At 36.7% G+C, this 19268-nt stretch carries 22 protein-coding genes; 9 read left to right on the top strand and 13 right to left on the bottom strand.

What is annotated here, in order from left to right:
• Positions 1-47: 47 nt before the first annotated feature.
• Together VF726_RS27515 and VF726_RS27510 are read right to left on the bottom strand one after the other, a co-directional pair.
• Entirely contained in the window at positions 48-557 is a 510-nt protein-coding gene (locus tag VF726_RS27515; RefSeq protein WP_144614861.1) for a YwhD family protein, read from the bottom strand.
• A 25-nt stretch (positions 558-582) separates the two neighbouring features.
• Positions 583-1257, bottom strand: coding sequence for a site-2 protease family protein (locus VF726_RS27510; RefSeq protein WP_440173394.1), 675 nt, complete (start codon positions 1255-1257; stop codon positions 583-585).
• A gap of 112 nt (positions 1258-1369) precedes the next feature.
• Between VF726_RS27510 and VF726_RS27505 the strand changes: the two genes are divergently transcribed.
• Entirely contained in the window at positions 1370-1555 is a 186-nt protein-coding gene (locus VF726_RS27505; protein ID WP_001147171.1) for a 2-hydroxymuconate tautomerase, read from the top strand.
• A 39-nt stretch (positions 1556-1594) separates the two neighbouring features.
• Here VF726_RS27505 and VF726_RS27500 read toward each other — a convergent pair whose 3' ends face one another.
• The 6 genes from VF726_RS27500 to VF726_RS27475 all read right to left on the bottom strand — a co-directional run bounded on the left by VF726_RS27500 (position 1595) and on the right by VF726_RS27475 (position 7623).
• Positions 1595-2899, bottom strand: coding sequence for an HD domain-containing protein (locus tag VF726_RS27500; RefSeq protein ID WP_440173391.1), 1305 nt, complete (start codon positions 2897-2899; stop codon positions 1595-1597).
• Positions 2900-3045: 146 nt separating this feature from the next.
• Positions 3046-3993 (bottom strand): ABC transporter substrate-binding protein, encoded by a 948-nt coding sequence (locus VF726_RS27495; RefSeq protein WP_076541342.1) that lies wholly within the window; start codon positions 3991-3993, stop codon positions 3046-3048.
• A 190-nt stretch (positions 3994-4183) separates the two neighbouring features.
• Complete coding sequence (locus tag VF726_RS27490; RefSeq protein ID WP_440173389.1) at positions 4184-4996, bottom strand: ABC transporter ATP-binding protein; 813 nt, start codon at positions 4994-4996, stop codon at positions 4184-4186.
• Between the two features lie 15 nt (positions 4997-5011).
• Entirely contained in the window at positions 5012-6028 is a 1017-nt protein-coding gene (locus VF726_RS27485; RefSeq protein ID WP_071757839.1) for a FecCD family ABC transporter permease, read from the bottom strand.
• Complete coding sequence (locus VF726_RS27480) at positions 6025-7080, bottom strand: FecCD family ABC transporter permease (RefSeq protein WP_048528004.1); 1056 nt, start codon at positions 7078-7080, stop codon at positions 6025-6027. The genes VF726_RS27485 and VF726_RS27480 overlap by 4 nt, the downstream gene beginning before the upstream one ends.
• A gap of 318 nt (positions 7081-7398) precedes the next feature.
• Entirely contained in the window at positions 7399-7623 is a 225-nt protein-coding gene (locus tag VF726_RS27475) for a DUF1450 domain-containing protein (protein WP_000526074.1), read from the bottom strand.
• Positions 7624-8058: 435 nt separating this feature from the next.
• On the opposite strand from VF726_RS27475, the gene VF726_RS27470 reads away from it, so the two are divergent.
• A complete protein-coding gene (locus VF726_RS27470; protein WP_440173388.1) occupies positions 8059-8751 on the top strand; it encodes an RsfA family transcriptional regulator in 693 nt (230 codons plus the stop codon).
• A 28-nt stretch (positions 8752-8779) separates the two neighbouring features.
• On the opposite strand, the gene VF726_RS27465 is transcribed toward VF726_RS27470, so the two are convergent.
• Entirely contained in the window at positions 8780-9370 is a 591-nt protein-coding gene (locus VF726_RS27465; protein WP_440173386.1) for a lipoprotein BA_5634 family protein, read from the bottom strand.
• Positions 9371-9543: 173 nt separating this feature from the next.
• On the opposite strand from VF726_RS27465, the gene VF726_RS27460 reads away from it, so the two are divergent.
• Positions 9544-10389, top strand: a complete 846-nt coding sequence (locus VF726_RS27460) for a lipoate--protein ligase family protein (protein ID WP_440173385.1) — start codon at positions 9544-9546, stop codon at positions 10387-10389.
• A gap of 48 nt (positions 10390-10437) precedes the next feature.
• On the opposite strand, the gene pta is transcribed toward VF726_RS27460, so the two are convergent.
• Positions 10438-11409 carry a phosphate acetyltransferase gene (gene pta / locus VF726_RS27455; protein ID WP_074593902.1) on the bottom strand — a complete coding sequence of 324 codons (972 nt, stop codon included), beginning with the start codon at positions 11407-11409 and terminating at the stop codon, positions 10438-10440.
• A 280-nt stretch (positions 11410-11689) separates the two neighbouring features.
• Here pta and hemQ point away from each other — a divergent pair, with 280 nt between their 5' ends.
• From hemQ to gerQ, 4 genes are all read left to right on the top strand, one after another.
• A complete protein-coding gene (hemQ, locus tag VF726_RS27450; RefSeq protein ID WP_001287595.1) occupies positions 11690-12433 on the top strand; it encodes a hydrogen peroxide-dependent heme synthase in 744 nt (247 codons plus the stop codon).
• A 190-nt stretch (positions 12434-12623) separates the two neighbouring features.
• Positions 12624-13895 (top strand): serine hydrolase, encoded by a 1272-nt coding sequence (locus tag VF726_RS27445; RefSeq protein WP_440173384.1) that lies wholly within the window; start codon positions 12624-12626, stop codon positions 13893-13895.
• Positions 13896-14067: 172 nt separating this feature from the next.
• Positions 14068-14490 carry a cell wall hydrolase CwlJ gene (gene cwlJ, locus VF726_RS27440; protein ID WP_048560445.1) on the top strand — a complete coding sequence of 141 codons (423 nt, stop codon included), beginning with the start codon at positions 14068-14070 and terminating at the stop codon, positions 14488-14490.
• Positions 14491-14517: 27 nt separating this feature from the next.
• The gene (gerQ, locus tag VF726_RS27435) at positions 14518-14955 is read left to right on the top strand and encodes a spore coat protein GerQ (RefSeq protein ID WP_048527999.1); all 438 of its coding nucleotides are present in this window, start codon (positions 14518-14520) and stop codon (positions 14953-14955) included.
• A 30-nt stretch (positions 14956-14985) separates the two neighbouring features.
• Here the strand turns inward: gerQ and VF726_RS27430 are convergent, their stop codons facing one another.
• The 3 genes from VF726_RS27430 to VF726_RS27420 form a co-directional block, all read right to left on the bottom strand.
• On the bottom strand, positions 14986-15354 hold the full coding sequence (locus tag VF726_RS27430) for a DUF423 domain-containing protein (RefSeq protein ID WP_144614839.1): 369 nt from the start codon (positions 15352-15354) through the stop codon (positions 14986-14988).
• A 64-nt stretch (positions 15355-15418) separates the two neighbouring features.
• Positions 15419-15703 carry a YwdI family protein gene (locus VF726_RS27425; RefSeq protein WP_440173383.1) on the bottom strand — a complete coding sequence of 95 codons (285 nt, stop codon included), beginning with the start codon at positions 15701-15703 and terminating at the stop codon, positions 15419-15421.
• Positions 15704-15709: 6 nt separating this feature from the next.
• Entirely contained in the window at positions 15710-16702 is a 993-nt protein-coding gene (locus tag VF726_RS27420) for a potassium channel family protein (RefSeq protein ID WP_440173442.1), read from the bottom strand.
• Between the two features lie 95 nt (positions 16703-16797).
• Between VF726_RS27420 and VF726_RS27415 the strand changes: the two genes are divergently transcribed.
• The gene (locus VF726_RS27415; protein ID WP_440173382.1) at positions 16798-18081 is read left to right on the top strand and encodes a purine/pyrimidine permease; all 1284 of its coding nucleotides are present in this window, start codon (positions 16798-16800) and stop codon (positions 18079-18081) included.
• Positions 18082-18322: 241 nt separating this feature from the next.
• Positions 18323-19144 carry a Cof-type HAD-IIB family hydrolase gene (locus VF726_RS27410; protein ID WP_440173381.1) on the top strand — a complete coding sequence of 274 codons (822 nt, stop codon included), beginning with the start codon at positions 18323-18325 and terminating at the stop codon, positions 19142-19144.
• Positions 19145-19268: the final 124 nt, after the last annotated feature.

Below are 19268 nucleotides of genomic sequence, written 5' to 3'. Positions count from 1 at the left end.
AAAAGGATGTCACCTAGTCAACACTCGACTAGTGGGACATCCTTTTTTTATTCACTTAATAATGCACGGCGCAATTCTTCACTAGATTCGTTCCAAATTGCTTCATTATGTTCTTTCAAGAACGTACCAAGTACTTTTTTAGATGATTCATCCATATGGTCAACCATAATGTGACGCTTCATTGATTTATCCATTTTGTTTACGTGCTCTGGAAGTGATTTATATCCGCGGCGAATTTCACGGTCAACTGTCATTTCACAAGCTGTTACACCTGCATAATAAGCACCTGTTGCCGTTCTTTCAATCGTCACCCAAACAAGCCAAAATGGTTTTCCGTTTGGAACTTCATCTTTATTTGTTAAAAACTTAATACCTTTTTCTACTGTACTACGCGCATGCATCGCACCAATATCAACGAATGCAGTTTTCTCTAGTACATCGACAAATACTGGTGAAATATTTTCTAGGCTTAATGACCCAACGCCAAAACCACCATGTCCATCTGTTGAATCATTTTTCACGATATTAAAACCGATTTTTTTCTTTTTCTCTGTCATATGTAAAGTCCTCCTCACTTAATGATTATAAAAGGCCAAAGATAGGCGCAATGATATTTTGTAAAAACATTAATACACGCGGAATAACAACTTGGAAAATAGGTTGAATCGTGTAATTGCTAAGCGGTGTAATAACAAGAATTAATAACGCGATTGCTCCATATTTTTCATACTGTGTCATTTTTGCACGAATGTTTGCTGGTGCTAGATCTTCCACGACGCGATATCCATCAAGTGGTGGGATCGGTAATAAGTTAAATACAAGTAAAACAATATTTAACATAATAAAGAGTTCAAAAAATCTTCCTAATGTATCCGCTACTGCGACTGGAATCGCATCGAATACTCCGAATACTACTAAGCTATACAAAATAATTAAACCAATTGCACTTAAAATCAAGTTACTAATCGGTCCTGCAATGGAAACTAATATTCCCGCAAGACGGGGTCTTTTAAAATTATACGGGTTAACTGGTACCGGTCTTGCCCAACCGAAACCAAGAATTAATACAGCAATCATCCCGATAGGATCTAAGTGTGCCATCGGCGATAAAGTTAAGCGACCTTGCTTCTTTGCTGTATCGTCTCCAAATTTATATGCAACATATGCATGCGCAAATTCATGCACTGATAATGCAATAATAATCGCCATTGCTACCAACGGGATTTCCTGCAATGGATATCTAAATAACTGATCCATACTCCAACTCCTCTTCAATATGTCAAAAAAAGAAAATATTTGTTTTTTCGATTGTTCTTCCCTATAATCCGCTATAATAAGAGTGTAACTTACATAAAAGGAGCGATTATATATGCCATACGTAACAGTGAAAATGCTAGAAGGACGCACAGAGGAACAAAAGAAAGCTCTTGCTGAGAAAGTAACAGCAGCAGTAAGCGAAACAACTGGTGCTCCTGAAGAAAACATCGTTGTTTTCATCGAAGAAATGTCTAAAAACCATTATGCAGTTGGCGGAAAACGCTTAAGCGACAAATAATTTCAAGTTCTTTCATAAGAAGCAGCCCTTAGCTGCTCCTTATTTTTTTCCTTCTAGTAACTCGATGATTCTCTCTTTATATTTTCCTTTTCTTCCATCTTCATAGATTAAATCGTGCGGATAGAATAATTTTTGATCCCTTCTCTTCTTACCAGTAATCGCCTCAACAATATCCGATTCGCGTGAAAGCTCTCTAAGCTCTCCATTTGGCATAAGAAGTAAGATTGGCAGACGCTCTTCTTCTTCACCAGCACGGTAAAAGTCGTACGGTAAGTCTGATGTTGAATCAACTACTAAATAGTATTCTGGATCAAGTCCAATCTTTTTGAATAAGCTACTTAATTCCATCCAATTATCTAAACCGTGCTGATCTGTAAACTCTACGTATTTAAATAGGTTTCGATTCATAAAACGGCGGCATAAATCACTTAAAATTGGATCTTCTTCGTCTTGCCATACTTGGAAGTAATAATACATAACGTTCTCGTCTAACTTTAAATAATCCTCTACCGTTACTTCTTCTTCAAATAAAGAATAGAAATGAACCGGATGATTTTTAAACGTATAATACTTCTCGTGCAATGATTTTGCACGGTGTAAAATCTTCGTTAAAATAACTTCAGCACTGCGCGTTACCGGATGGAAATATACTTGCCAATACATTTGATAACGACTCATAATATAATGCTCAACAGCATGCATACCACTATTTTTAATAACTACTTGATTGCCGTACGGACGCATGACACGCAGTATACGTTCCATATCAAAGTTTCCATACTTTACGCCAGTGAAATACGCATCTCTTAATAAATAATCCATACGATCTGCATCAATTTGACTGGAAATCATACTAATCGCTAATTTATTAGTAGATGTTTTTGCGATTACATCGGATACCTTTTGCGGAAAGTCTTTATCCACACGACTTAATACACGATTAATTTCCGTATCTCCAACGATAATTTTTTGCGTAAATTTCTCATGATCTAATGAAAATACTTTTTCAAACGAATGAGAAAATGGGCCGTGACCGACATCATGAAGTAATGACGCACATAAACATAACAATCTATCTTCAGCATTCCAGTTCGGTCTGCCATCAAACACATCATCAATCATACGACGAATAATTTCATATACACCTAACGAATGAGTAAAGCGACTATGCTCTGCACCGTGAAATGTAAAAAATGTCGTTCCAAGCTGCTTAATACGGCGCAAGCGTTGAAATTCTTTCGTTCCGATTAAATCCCAAATAACGCGATCGCGCACGTGCACATATTTATGTACCGGGTCTTTAAACACTTTTGTTTCGCTGAGTTTGTCGTTTAAATATACCACCTTCCGACATCCCCCTTTCTTTACTGCATTCTTACTATATATTATAAACGAAATAGGAAACAGAAAGAAACGAAAGACTATATTAATTGCCCTTATATAAAGAAAAAATCACTTTTACCGAAGTAAAAGTGATTTCTTTTTATACATTATTTACCTAAAACGAACTCAGCAACTTCATCTAAGATCATTTCTTTACCTAGAGGGAAGTAACCTTTGTTTAAGTCTTCGTTTTTAATTGTAAATACGTGGTTGTTTTTAACAGCATTCATATTTTTCCAAATTGATTCTTCTTGGAATTCTTTTAGACGTTGAGAACCGTCACCAGTCGTAAATACGAATAAGTAATCTGGATTGTAATCGATTAAAGCTTCTTTTTGTACTTGTACTAATGGTTTATCCGTTGGTGTACCTTTAACTGCTGGTAATTTTAAATCGTTAAAGATTACGCTACCGTAACCGTAGTCACCGTATACACGGAAAGCATTTGGATATGCAGCCATTTTCATGAATTTAGCATCGCCAGTTTTCGCAACGATTTTATCATGTAATTTGCTTGCTTTTTCATCATACTGTTTAAACCATTCTTTCGTTTCTTTCTCTTTACCGAAGATTTGACCTACTTCTTCGAATTTTGGACGCCATTGGTCTAATGGAGTTTTTAACATAACTGTTGGTGCAATTTTAGATAATTGATCATAGATCTTTTCTTGACGATTGTTTACAAGAATTAAATCTGGTTTTGCAGCAGCTACTGCTTCGATGTTAATTTTATCGCCCCAAGCAGAGCCAACTGGTTTTACGTCTTTTAATTTCTTTTCAATATGTGCATCAATTTTTTCTTGAGATGTATTAGCAGTAATAATTGGTTTCATACCAAAAATTAATAACTCTTCTGTTGAACCACTAAGGTCAGCAATTTTCTTTGGATTTGCAGGGATTTTAATTTCCCCTTTTGCGTGTTGTACAGTGCGCTCTTCAGTCTTTGCATCCTTCGCATCTGCTTTCTTCTCTTCTTCTTTGTTAGAACAAGCTGCAAATAGTACTGAAGTTACGACTAGTACCATTGCTAATAGTGCCATTTTAAAATTCTTCATGTTCCCACTCCTTCTAGCTGTATTTCTCTTATAAGTTGCAATGAATTATAAGAAACGCGGATAACAATCAATCAATATATATTTATTAACCGTTGTTAATAACCCATTCTAAAGGGCGTTCAACTTCCCATTCATATATAAGAAGCTCAACGTCCATTAGAAGTCCCCCCTCTTTAAGAGGGGGTTCTACTTATGCTTTTTTACGTAATTGATTATTAATCATCATTAAATCGTATGTTAAACAAATCGGTTTACAGTTTACTGGACATGGAACGATTTGAGCTTCAATCTCAAATACGTTACGAAGTGTTTCACTTGTCATCACTTCATCTGGCGTTCCTTGTTTCATTAACTTACCTGCTTTTAATGCAATCATATGATCTGAGAAACGAGAAGCATGGTTTAAGTCATGGATAACCATAACAATCGTTCTACCTTCTTCTTCATTTAACTTTTTCAATAAGTTTAATACTTCTAATTGATGAGCCATATCTAAGTACGTCGTCGGTTCATCTAATACGAGTAATTTTGTTCCTTGTGCAAGAGCCATCGCAATCCATACACGTTGACGTTGACCACCTGATAAAGCTTCTGCTGGGCGATTTGCGAATTCTGTCATTCCCGTCACTTCAAGTGCCCAATGAATGTAGCGATAATCCTCTTCTTTCAATGTCCCAAATCCTTTTTGATGAGGAAAGCGTCCATATGAAACAAGTTCAAATACAGTAAGACCTGTTGGCACTTCTGCAGTTTGTGGTAAGATCGCCATTTTCTTTGCGATTTCTTTTGTTGGCTGTTTCTCAATTGCTTTTCCGTCAAGATAAACAGTACCTTTTTTTGCTTTCAAAATACGAGAAGCCGTTTTTAATAATGTGGACTTCCCACAACCATTTGGTCCAATAATCGTCGTAATCTTTCCTTCTGGAATTTCAACTGTTAATCCATCAATAATTAACCCTTCATTATAGCCAACAGATACCGAATCAACCGCTAAAGTTGCCATGCAAAAAGCCTCCCTTTATTTTGTCCTCATAAGTAAGTATATAAAATACGGTGCACCAATTACAGAAATAACAAGACCGACCGGTATTTCTGAAGTTGTTAACACGCTTCTTGAAATTACGTCTGCAAATAATAGTAAGAACGTTCCTATTAACGCAGCTGTGGGCAACATAATTTGATGTTTGCCACCAACAAGGCGCCTCGCTAAGTGCGGAGCCATTAAACCGATAAAACCAATTCCTCCGGCAACAGCGACGGATGCACCCGCTAAACAAACTGCAATAAATAATAATTTACGTCTTTCTTTTTCTACATTTACACCAAGGCCAACCGCTGTGGAGTCGCCTAGGTTCATTACATTTAATATGTGCGCCTTACTAATAGCAAGTGGCAAGAAAATAACCATCCACGGAAGTACACTTAACACAAACTTCCAATCTGTACCCCACAGACTTCCAGCTAACCAAATCGTCGCAAAACGGAAATCGTTAGATGTCATCTTCATAGAAAAAATTAAACTAACAGCACCAAACCCAGCTGCAACAGCGATACCGACAAGTATTAATCTCGTTGATGAAACGCCGTCTTTCCATGCTAGTAAATAAATTATAACCGCTGCTAATATCGCACCAACTAACGCGAAGAAAGGAAGGATAAATACAGATAAAAATGTACCAGTTCCAACTTTCCCGAAGAAAAAGTAGACGAAGATAACGACTGTTAACCCTGCTCCAGCGTTAATACCAATAATACCTGGATCAGCAAGTGGATTTCGCGATAACCCTTGCAAAATCGCACCTGACATAGCTAAAGCCGATCCAACTAATATAGCAATAACCATACGCGGCATACGGAATTCAAATAAAATAACAGACTGATCTTCAGCCCCAAGTCCAACCAATGACTTTAATACGTCCATTGGCGGTATTTTAAATGTCCCTGTATTTAAACTCACTAAAAATACAGTAACGATTAATCCTACTAAAATTGTTAAAATAGAAACGTTCTTTTTTGTTAAGACACTTGTCCTCACATTTTTCCTCTCCCTTCGTTACGTGCTAAGTAGAGGAAGAATGGAACCCCAATTAGTGCTGTAATTGCTCCAATTGGTGTTTCAAACGGCGGATTAATAACGCGAGATAACATATCTGCACATTCAATTAACAGCCCGCCTAAGACCGCAGAACATGGAATAACCCATCTATAATCTGAGCCTACAAGGAAACGAGTCATATGCGGTATTACAAGACCAACAAACCCAACTGATCCTGCCATAGAAACCGCTGAACCTGTTAACACAAGAACAAGCACTGTTCCGATAAACTTAATTAGCGTCGTATTTTGACCAAGTCCTATCGCAATTTCTTCACCGAAGCTTAAAATTGTAATATACCTCGACATTATAATTGCAATAAAGAGACAAACTAGACCAATCGGTACTAACATATTAATACTTTCCCATTTCACACCAGCAACTCCGCCTGCATTCCACATACTCACCTCTTGGGCAAGGTTGAAATATAGCGCAATTCCAGATGAAATGGCCCCTAATAAAGCACTAATTGCTGCACCTGCTAAAGCTAATTTCACAGGCGTTAATCCACCTGGTGAAGAAGATCCAATTCCATATACAATGCTCGCTCCAAACGCAGCACCAATAAAAGATGCGATAACGAACATTAAATAAGGTGAATTAGGGAAGAATGCATACATAATCGCAATTCCAAATACAGCCCCATCTGTAATCCCCATTAACGATGGAGAAGCAAGTGGATTTCGCGTCATACCTTGCATAATTGCCCCTGATACTGCTAAAAAGGCACCTGCAACTACGCCCCCTATTGCTCTAGGCATGCGAAGTTCTTGAATTACGTTATGATGCGTAATAGAACCGTCAAACTGAAATACAGCTTGCCATACAGTCTTTAAACTAATATCTGCAGCACCAAACGAAATAGACAATGCCATGCTTAAAGCTAACAAAATTGTACCTGCTACTAAAATAATAGAAGCAATGAGCGGCCTGCTCTTAATCTCTTTAACATTCACATCTTGCTGTTCTATACTCCTTGCGCTCGCTTCCATCCCTCAACCATCCTAACCAACAACATATATTTAATTTAATGAAATGAAATTTATTCTCAAATAGTAATAAAAAAATTAAATGAATCGTCCTTTTCCTGATAATGATTCTCAGAATCAGACACCTTCTATTCTACCTATCGCTTCAAAAGACTGTCAACCATTATTTTGAAATACAAATTCATATAGGTTGAGACTTTAATAAATAGATAATGCCTATCTATCATTAACTATTATTATCATCAATTAAGCTCCCACAGAATAAACGCTTCCTCTTTTGGGCATAAAAAAAGAAGAGTAATCTGTTCACTCTTCTTTTTCTTATTTCTTTAACTTTGCTTCAATTTTTACAATTAATTCGTCTTCTGTTGGCGCCGCAACTGGACGATTATTTACAAATGCGAATGATTTTTTACGACCAGGGCCACAGTAAGACTGACATGCAACTTCAATTGTTGCACATGAATCTACTTTTTTTAGCTTCGGAATCAACGTTTTAACGTTCGTTGCCTGACAATCATCACACACACGAAATTCGTTTCCCATTATATAACACTTCCTCTATTTTAAACTTTTCTCAAGTACATTTAAAAATAAACACTAAATGGTATTTTACCGCTCTTTGAAGCTCGTTGCAAGTTTCCTTGCGACGCTCTTTTCTCATATAATGCTACATATTTATATGTTCTCCTACAGAAGCTTTCGTCATTCTTGGCAAAATTTATCCCGCTTTAATGGGCAGTAAGACCCCCACCTCAAAATTCAGCGAAAGCAAAGAATCTAGGTGGGGGGATCAACTGCCCATAAAAGTCCGATTGGTTCAACTAATAATCAGTGGGGGATGAAGCCCCCCCACTGATTAAAGTTTCACTTTATACCTTTCATCGAAATCTACCATATTTTTAAAAGCTTTGTATAAAAGCTCGTTTTTTTGCCCATTATAAAAATAGGAAGTTCATAAAAAGAAAGGGAGTTGAATCTATGAAAGTAAGACAAGATGCTTGGACGGATGAGGATGATTTATTACTTGCTGAAACTGTACTTCGTCACGTTCGAGAAGGAAGTACGCAATTAAATGCATTTGAAGAAGTAGGGGATCAATTAAATCGTACATCGGCTGCCTGTGGTTTCCGTTGGAATGCTGTTGTTCGCTATAGCTATGAACAAGCTCTTCAACTAGCAAAAAAACACCGTAAAGATAAAATGCGTGCTGCAAGCGGTGAACAAGCGAAAAAACGTTTACTCTATACACCACCAGCTTCAGGTCCAATAGCCGATTATGAAGAATTCGTACAAGAAGAAACAACTGTACCATATAAAGAAGCTCTTCCATATCAAGAATCTACTGTTCCTGCTGCAAAAGGATCCATGACAATGCAAGATGTTATTTATTTTTTACAAACAGTCGGATCTTCAAATATAAAGGTAACAGCTCTTGAAAACGAGAATACGAGATTGAAACAAGAAATTAAAGCACAAATCCTTCGCAATGAAGAATTAGAAAAGAAACTAGAAAAATTAGAAAAACAATCTCATACTGTACAAGAAGATTACGAAACACTTATGAACATTATGAACCGTGCTCGTAAATTGGCAGTCATGGATGACGAAGAACGTTCTCAAACATCTTTCCGAATGGATCGAAATGGAAATTTAGAAAAAATTGCAGAATAAAAAGGATGCATTACATGCATCCTTTTTATTATTTCACTTCAACCATATGTGCTTCTTCTACGTTAGAACCTTTCTTTATATCCGGGAAAATTTTTTCCTTTGGATTTTCTTTAAAGGCTGCTAAACCAATTGTTTTTACTGGCTCACTTATTTTTGCATATTCTGTATCACTAACAACAGCATACATATCTGTATATTTACGTGCATCACCAATTACTACATTACCTTCATACTTCATTTTCTTTCCATCAATTACTACATCTTTTTGTTCCTCTTTAGCAAATAAGATTCCAGCTTCATCAGAAATAGCCGGCAATGCTTTAAGTGGTTCCACATCTTCTTTCACGACTTTTTTCAGCATGTTTTCTTTTACCATCTTTTCAGCTGTTGTTTTATTCATAATTAAAACCTTTTTCTCATTAACAGTACCTAGTTTTGCTTCAAATTTATTTTGTGATTCAATTTTATCTTTATATTGATCCATTGTTTTTTGAACGCCAGTTTCATCACCGTACATCACAACACCCGTTGCCTGTGGTGCAATCATATCCATAATAGAACAGCCACTAAATACTGCTGCTGACATAATCGCTACGAGTCCTAATTTCACTTTTTTCATTTGTATTCCTCCTAAAATCATAATTACATCTCTTAGTTTAACTATCGCAGCTAGTTTAACCAATTTACTTTCCTTACAAAAACATTACAATTTAGTAAGATTTCTCCCTAAAACTACTTTCTATATTTTTGCTATAATAGAGATTGTCATTTTAAAGATAAGGGGTTAGTTATATGAGCAATTCCCGTTCCATTTTATCTCAGCCAGAGTGGCGTATTGTAGATCAGTCTAGTTTGGGACCAACATTCCATGCATTGCAGTCGTTCGCAATGGATGACACATTATGCACAAGCATTGGAAACGGTCAATCAGCTGCAACAATGCGTTCTTGGGTTCATCACAATACAATTGTTCTAGGCATTCAAGATTCACGGCTACCACACTTAGAAGAAGGTATTTCCTTTTTAAAAGAAAACAACTTCAATGTTATCGTTCGTAATTCTGGCGGACTTGCAGTCGTACTGGATGAAGGTGTTTTAAACGTATCACTCTTATTCCAAGAGACGGAGAAAGGTATTGATATTGACCTTGGATACGATACAATGTGGCATTTAATTCAGGAAATGTTAAAGGATTACGATGTTACAATCGAGGCAAAAGAAATTGTTGGTTCTTACTGTCCTGGTAGCTATGACTTAAGTATTCGCGATCAAAAATTTGCTGGTATTTCACAGCGCCGTATTCGCGGCGGTATCGCTGTCCAAATTTATCTATGCGCTACAGAAAGTGGCTCTGAACGTGCCTCATTCGTTCGCGATTTCTACAACCTAGCCATTCAAGGAGAAGAAACACGCTTTACGTATCCTGAAATTGTACCGAGCACGATGGCTTCACTTTCAGAATTACTTGGCGAAACCATTACAGTACAAGATTTAATGATGCGCCTTTTACAAACATTGCAGCAATTCGCTCCAAAGCTAACACCATCTCAATTAACAATAGATGAAATACCTTTATATGAGACGAATTTACAGCGCATTATTGATCGTAACAATAAAGCACTTGGCTTAGAAAAATAAAGACCGTCGCTATTATAGCGACGGTCTTTATTTTAATTCATTATAGAATTAAAGTGCTTGAGCTGCTGTAATTAAAGCTAACTTGTACACTTCTTCTTCATTACATCCACGAGATAGGTCATTTACAGGCATGTTTAAACCTTGTAAGATTGGTCCTACTGCTTCGAAGTTACCTAAGCGTTGAGCGATTTTGTAGCCGATATTACCAGCTTCTAAGCTTGGGAATACGAATACGTTAGCATCACCTTTAATTGTAGAACCTGGAGCTTTTTTCTCAGCTACAGATGGTACGAATGCAGCATCGAATTGGAATTCTCCATCTAAAGTTAATTCAGGAGCCATTTCTTTTGCAATGCGAGTTGCTTCTACAACTTTTTCTGTTTCTGGAGATTTCGCAGAACCTTTTGTAGAGAAGCTTAACATAGCAACGCGTGGATCAATACCGAATAGTTCAGCTGTTTTCGCACTCTCGATACCAATTTCAGCTAAATCTTGGCTGTTTGGTGCAATGTTAATTGCGCAATCAGCGAATACATATTTCTCTTCTTCACGCACCATGATGAATACGCCAGAAGTTTTTGTAACACCTGGTTTTGTTTTGATGATTTGAAGTGCTGGACGAACTGTATCAGCTGTAGAGTGAGCTGCACCACTTACTAAACCGTGTGCTTTGCCCATGTATACAAGCATTGTACCGAAGTAGTTTTCGTCTTTAAGGATTTTGCGAGCGTCTTCTTCAGTTGCTTTACCTTTACGGCGTTCAACGAAAGATGCTACCATTGCATCCATTTCTTCGTATGTAGCTGGGTCGAAAATATCAACGCCTGCTAATGTTAAATTCATGCTAGCAGCTTTTGCGCTAATTTCTTCTTTATTACCAACTAAGATTGGTTTTACTAACTCTTCTTTTGCTAAACGCTCTGCAGCGCCTAAAATTCTTTCATCAGTTCCTTCAGGAAGTACGATAGAAATGCCTTTTCCTTGAACTTTTTCTTTTACTGTTGTAAATAAGTTGCTCACGAATAAACCCTCCTACTTATGTTAAAAAAACTCTATCTTTAAGAATACTGCTTTTCCTCTCTATTTTAAACTTATAGCTCCCAAAAAATAGATAAAATGAAAATGATTATATTTTCATAAAATTCAGCCTAGAAATAAACCCACTTTAAGCCTCATCTCCTCCTATTTTCAAGTAAATTTAAATGTGACAATTTTATGTGCCAAGGCTTTATATAGATGATTTTAAAACTATATATGCTATAGTTAACGTGTAAAACTATCATTAACTGAGGTGAATAGAATGAGTGAAGCAACAACAACGTTAGATGGCTGGTATTGTTTACATGATTTACGTTCTATCGATTGGGCTGCATGGAAAACATTATCTAGCGACGAACGCGGACAAGCTGTATCTGAATTTTTAAATGTCGTTGAAAAATGGAACGAAGTAGCTACTGCAAAAAAAGGCAGTCATGCAATGTATACAGTTGTTGGCCAAAAAGCTGATATTATGCTTATGATTTTACGTCCAACAATGGAAGAGTTAAATGAAATTGAGACAGAATTGAATAAAACAACATTAGCTGAATATATGGTTCCTGCATACTCTTACGTATCTGTTGTTGAACTAAGCAACTACCTTCCAGCTGATGAAGATCCATACCAAAACCCACAAATCTTAGCTCGCTTATATCCAGAACTACCAAAAGCAAATCACATTTGCTTCTATCCAATGGACAAGCGTCGCCAAGGTGATGACAACTGGTACATGCTTCCTATGGAAGAACGTAAAAAAATGATGTACAGTCATAGTAAAATTGGTCGCCAGTATGCAGGTAAAGTACGCCAAGTTATTTCAGGATCTGTTGGATTCGACGATTTTGAGTGGGGCGTAACATTATTCGCTGACGATGTTCTTCAATTTAAAAAACTTATATATGAAATGCGCTTCGATGAAGTAAGTGCTCGTTATGGTGAATTCGGAACATTCTTCGTTGGAAACATCTTACCAGACGAAAAAGTAGAGAAATTTTTACACATATAATATTGAAAAAGGGACGAAATTCGTTCCTTTTTTTTATTTCCCCCTATATTTCTTCTCAAAAACATCATTTTTCCGCAAATTTGAACAAAAATCGACAAATCCCTTACAAAATTGTAACCTTTCTATATCCAAATTTATGCTAAAATAGTACGAGCTATATGCTAATAACGATGCGAAGGTGATAATCTATATGAAGAAAATCTTGTCTATTTTACTAGGGTTTCTATTGTCAATTTCTTCCTTAGGAGTAACAACATCCCATGCAGAAGAAAAGATACATATAGAAGCTGCTGCTGCACTTCTATTTGATGCAGAAACAGGGAAAATACTACATGAACAAAACCCAGATGAACTGCTAGCTATTGCTAGTATGTCAAAATTAATTGTTGTTTACGCTGTTTTAGAAGCAATTAAAGAAGGGAAAATTACTTGGGATACGAAAGTAAATATTTCCGATTACGCTTATGAAGTCTCACGTAATAATGAATTCTCTAACGTACCATTTGAGAAAGGACGTCAGTATACAGTAAGAGAATTATACCATTCTATCGTTATCTTCTCTGCAAACGGATCTAGTATTGCTTTAGCAGAGCTTCTTGCAGGAAGTGAGAAGAACTTCTTAAATCTAGCAAATGAACATGCAAAAAAACTAGGGTTAAAGAAATATAAATTTGTAAACTCTACTGGTTTAAATAATGCTGATTTAAAAGGGAAGCATCCGGAAGGTACTGACCCTAATGGAGAAAACTCCATGTCAGCTCGCGATATGGGTATTCTTTCAAAAACAATTATTACAAAGTATCCAGAAATGCTAGAGGATACAAAACAAAGATTTAGAAACTTCCCAGACAATCATCCAAAACCAATTCGTATGGAAAACTGGAACTGGATGTTACCAGGAGCTGCCTTCGCCTATGAAGGTACTGATGGTTTAAAAACAGGAAGCTCTGATACAGCTGGATACGGATTTACTATTACTGCGAAACGCGGTGATTTACGTCTTATCTCGGTTATTATAAAAACAAAGTCAATGGACGAGCGATTCACAGAATCCCGTGAATTAATCGAATATGGATTTAATAACTTCGAAAAACAAAAGCTAAAAGTTGATAAAAATAACACAATCTCTGTAGTAAAAGGGAAAGAAGACCAAGTCACTGTTACACCGGAAAAAGAAATAACAGTAATTGCGAAAAAAGGTAACAAAGATCCTTATAAAATCGGGACTGAAGTAGATAAATCCCTTGCTGAAGATGGACATTTAGTTGCTCCTATTAAGAAAGATGCAAAAGTAGGCTCAATTACTTTAGAATCAACTGATAAATATGGCTTCTTAGACGGTAGTAAAAGTATGAAAGTTACTGCAAAAACGACAGAGGAAGTTGAAAAAGCAAATTGGTTTGTATTATCAATGCGCTCTATTGGGGATTTCTTCTCAAACTTATGGTCTAAAGTGTTTTAATAAAAAAGCTGGCTCACGCCAGCTTTTTTATTTTTCTCTCTCCATGTAAAACTTCGTTTGGTTGTCATATCTGAGTCCTTTTCCTCATACGTATGAACTAGTAATTGTTACACACTTCATCTAGAGATAAACCTCTTTCCACAAGGTATTCCAAAAAGAGAGGTGACACATAATGGGTGTTATTGCTTATAACGAAGAAGATGTTAAATTATTAGCTAGATTGATGCGTGCTGAAGCAGAAGGAGAAGGACAACAGGGGATGTTAATGGTCGGAAATGTTGGGGTAAATCGTGTCCGCGGAAATTGTTTAGATTTTAAAAAAATACGTAATTTACGTCAAATGGTGTATCAAAACCCTGGTGGTTTTGAGGCAACGCAAAAAGGATATTTTTATCAACGAGCAAGGGAGCAAGATATCGCATTAGCAAGGCGAACAATTCAAGGGCAACGTTTTTGGCCAGCCAACTTTTCCTTATGGTTTTTTAGACCGGAAGGCCCTTGTCCTCCAACCTGGTATAATCAACAAAACTCTGGTCGCTTCAAAAAGCACTGCTTCTTCCAGCCATCTGGCGAGGATTGTCCTAGCGTATATTAAGGATTGATACTGAGGAGGGATTTTTGAATGGCACAGCAACAAAATCCGTATTACGGAACAGGTTTCTATCAACCATCTGGAACTTATGTACAACCGCAACAAATGACGCAACAGCAACAGCAACAACAGCAAGCAATGCAACAACAAGCAGCTCAGGCTGCGCAAGCTCAATATGCAATATCTCAAGGCATGTTACCTCTAGAACAATCCTATATTGAAAATATCCTTCGCTTAAACAAGGGTAAGCAAGCTACGGTTGTAATGACTTATGAGCGTGGCAGTTCGCTCGGTACACAATCTTATACAGGTATTATCGAAGCAGCTGGCCGTGACCATATCGTAATTAGCGAGCCGCAATCAGGGAAACGTTATTTACTATTAATGATTTACTTAGATTATGTAGAATTCCCAGAAGAAATTACGTATTTACCTAGTCAACAAGCAACTTATGCTCCAAGACCATAAAAAAAGCTGGCATATGCCAGCTTTTGTTTTTTATAACCCTTTTACAACTGCAGTTCCGACTAAGATCCATGCCACAATAAACGCTACGCCACCAAGAGGTGTAATTGGGCCAAAGAACTTAATACCTGTCGTACTTAATGCATACAAACTGCCTGAAAACATAATAATTCCAGCTACCATAAGCCAGCCAGCAGTAGTTAAAAGTGATGATTGAATTTTATCCATTAATAAAGCAACTACGAATAGTCCACCTGCATGAAACATTTGATATGTAACGCCTGTTTTCCAAACTTCTAACATTTTTGCAGAAACTTTATTTTCTAAACCGTGTGCTCCAAAAGCCCCTAAAGCAACAGCTAGTCCTGCCGCAATACAACCTAGTAAAAAGAAAATTTTCATCTTAATTCCCCTTTTTTACCTTTATCATAAGCAATTTTTTCATATAAGCCAAACGATTTATCTTCTAAAAATCAAATAAAGAATTACCATTTGCATCACTTTCTTTTATATATACAGGCTCATCAGAAACCGATGTGATTGGTTGCATCGTTATTGGCTGCGATCCGATGATTTGTGATTGAATTTGTGGCTCTCTATACGTAGAAGATTCAACCTGTTCATCTAATAGTAAATCGCATAAAGCACGCACAACTAATAAATGCTCTTTTGATTTTTGCCTTTCACTGCTTTTTGCCTTTGCAATTTCATTCGCCATTTTATTTAAAATTTTATCACTTGATATTTGCATTCCTTGTCACCTCTTACTTTGTAGTTCTTTCTCAAATTGTCCCAGCTTCTCTACTGAACCAAATACTATTATCATATCATGTTCTTGTAGTTTTTCCTGCCCCGTTGGATTATGTATAACATTCCCATTTCTCAAAATCGCTAAAATTGTTACATCAAATTGATTTCTCACATCACTCTCGAGTAACGATTTACTAGCTAAAACAGAGCCCTCGCCGACTGCAATCTCTTCAATTACAAATGACTGCTCCACCCCATACAGTACTGTATCAATATAATGAACTGTTAGCGGATTCGCAATACCTTTTGCAATATGAATTCCTGCCATGCTAGATGGATTAATCACCTTATTTGCGCCAGCCCTCTTTAATTTGTCTTCGGTTTCTGGTTTTTCTGCCCTTGCCACAATTTTAATTGCATCGTTTAATCCTCTTGCCGTTAATGTAATAAATACATTTTCAGCATCATTTGCTACGATAGCAACTAAACCGGCCGCCTTTGAAATTCCAGCACGATGCAACACTTGGTCTTCCGTTGCATCTCCATGTACATACAAAAGTTTTTCCTTCTCCAATATACTTTCATCTTTATCCACGACAACAAATGGAATTTTCTTTTCTTGCAATTCATGTACAACTTGAAGCCCTACTCTACCACAACCACATACGATAATATGATTTTGTAACTGCGCTATTTGTTTATCCATTTTCTTCCTCCGTACTGCATGAAATAAATTCCCTTCAATAATCATAGCTGCCACTACACCAATTGCATACGTAACAATGCCGACACCAACAGGTATAATAAGGAGTGCAAATACTTTCCCTACTTGCGTTACAGGAACAGCATCTCCGTATCCAACAGTTAATACCGTAATCATCGTCATCCAAAATGCTTGAAACAAACTAATCTCTTCAATCACCATAAATCCTAATGTTCCTAGAATTACAACAAAGGTCATACATATAACTGCTATCCATAATTGCTTACGTGCATTCATATCGTGTTTCAACTCTTTTCTCTATCTACAATCTTTGCCAGTGGAAATGAAATACATATATACTAGATACGGAATCTATGAAAGAGGTTGATATAATGAAAACATTTCTTTCCGCCTTACAATGGGCGCTATTTATTTTAGCTGGGAGCCTTATCGTACCAATTAGCGTCGCAACTAGTTATGGACTCGATGGTGCTGAAGCTATTGCATTCGTACAAAGAACATTATTTGTTCTTGGCTTTGCTGGCCTACTGCAAGCTACATTTGGGCATAAACTTCCTATTCAAGAAGGTCCTGCAGGACTTTGGTGGGGGATTTTCTCCCTTTATGCAAGTTTAGGTGTCGTATTATTTGGATCCAGCAATGAAACGCTTAAAGTCCTTCAGTACGCCTTCCTATTAAGTGGTATCATTTGTATTATTCTTAGCGTTTTTGGACTCATCGATAAACTAGTTCGCTATTTTACACCGACAGTCATTGGAACATATTTATTTCTTCTTGTCGCGCAACTTAGCGGGTCCTTCTTAAAGGGAATGTTCGGCCTTGACGGACAACATACAGAAGTACAAGCTGACGTATTTATTCTATCACTGATTGTTATTTTATTATCCTTTTTCATCATGAAGCTACCTATTATTGGAAAATATTCAGTTCTTTTCAGTATCGTCTGCGGCTGGATATTATTCGCATGCTTCAGATTATCTAATCCAGTAACGCCTGTGACAGATATAATCCGTTTTCCGTCTCTATTTGTTTTCGGAATGCCTCGTATTGAATGGAACATGGCCATTACGGTAGTTTTCGTTACACTATTACTTCTAACGAATATGTTAGCAAGTATTCGTGTTGTGCAAAAGGTTGTTTCTAAATATGAAGAGAATGCAACGCCAGATCGTTTCAAACAAGCCGGCATTATAACAGGAATAAATCAATTGCTAGGAGGTCTTTTTTCAGCTATTGGACCTGTCGCTATTTCTGGATCGGCAGGCTTTATTGCAACGACTAATATTTATAAACGCCTCCCATTTATGTTAGGGTCAAGCTTTATTATTCTCGTTAGCATATTCCCAAAGATTACTTCATTCTTTGCAGCAATCCCTGTTGCAGTCGGCTATGCTGCCATTTACCCTGTATTTGCAAGCATGATTGGTCTTGCGTTTCGCGAATATGAAACAGTACAAGATAAAGAACGATTATTTAAAGTAGCAGGTCTTTCAATCTTTACAGGAGTCGGGGTAATGTTTGTTCCAGCAGGAGCATTCTCTACGCTCCCACCATTTCTAGCATCATTTTTAAGTAATGGTCTCGTTCTTGGATCTGTAATGGCAATTTTGCTCGAAATACTATTTTCTCGTTCAACAGAAAAACAACCATCGTAAATTGGAAAACTTCCATTATTGCACTCTATCTTTAGAGTTGTTACGATAATAATAAAGTGTGACTAATAATTAGTTGCAAATAAGTGGATAAATTATCATGGGCAACACGCCCATGGTAATTTATACTAACAATACAGAACTTCTCCTAGCTTCATATAAAGAAGTTCGATGTCTTACTATATACTCCCCAATATCTTCATAAAACCTTATTTCTATTTCAACAAAGAGAGGAATTTTCAATATGACTTATAAAATGATTGTTTTAGATTTAGATGATACTTTATTACGTGACGACCATACTATTTCACCTCGTACGAAAGAGGCTCTAATGACTGCACAAGAGCAAGGTGTAAAAGTTGTACTTGCTTCTGGGCGCCCAACGTTTGGTATGCGCAATGTAGCGAAAGAACTTCGTTTAGAAGAATACGGCAGTTTCATTCTATCTTTTAATGGCGCAAAAATTATTAACTGTAAAACAAACGAAGAAATCTTTAGTAGTACGCTATCTCCTGAAATCGTTCACAACCTATTTGAAATTAGTAAAACTGAAGATGTATGGATTCATACTTATATTGGCGATGATATCGTAACAGAAGAAAATAATCCTTATACTGAAATTGAGGGCGACATTACTGGTATGCCAATTGTTGTAGTAGATGACTTTAAAGCTGCTGTTAAAGAACCTGTAGTAAAAGTATTAATGAATAAAGAAGCTGAACGCCTTGTTGTAGTAGAAAAGAAACTACAACAACAACTAGAAGGTCAATTAAGCGTTATGCGTTCTAAACCATTCTTCTTAGAATTTACTGAATATGGTGTTACAAAAGGAACGAGCTTAAACCAATTAATTCAAAAGCTTGGCATTAAGCGTGAAGAAGTTATCGCAATGGGTGATAGCTATAACGACCAAGCAATGATTGAATTTGCTGGTCTTGGTGTGGCAATGGGGAATGCACCTGATGATATTAAAGAAATTGCAAACTATGTAACAGATACAAATATGAACGATGGCGTTGCTAAAGTGGTAGAGAAGTTTGTACTAAAAAGCGAAGCGCTTGTTTAATATTTTCATTCACAAAACCTATTTGAAGTCAAATACTTCAAATAGGTTTTTATTTAAATTACCATGCTTTTGTGAATATATTTTGAACTTTGCACTATTCTCGTAGTGTAAACTTTCTTTTTGT

The sequence above is a fragment of the Bacillus sp. Brlt_9 genome (genome assembly GCF_051948935.1).
In the GTDB taxonomy this organism is placed as follows: domain Bacteria; phylum Bacillota; class Bacilli; order Bacillales; family Bacillaceae_G; genus Bacillus_A.
This window is presented reverse-complemented; position numbering and strand designations above follow the sequence as displayed.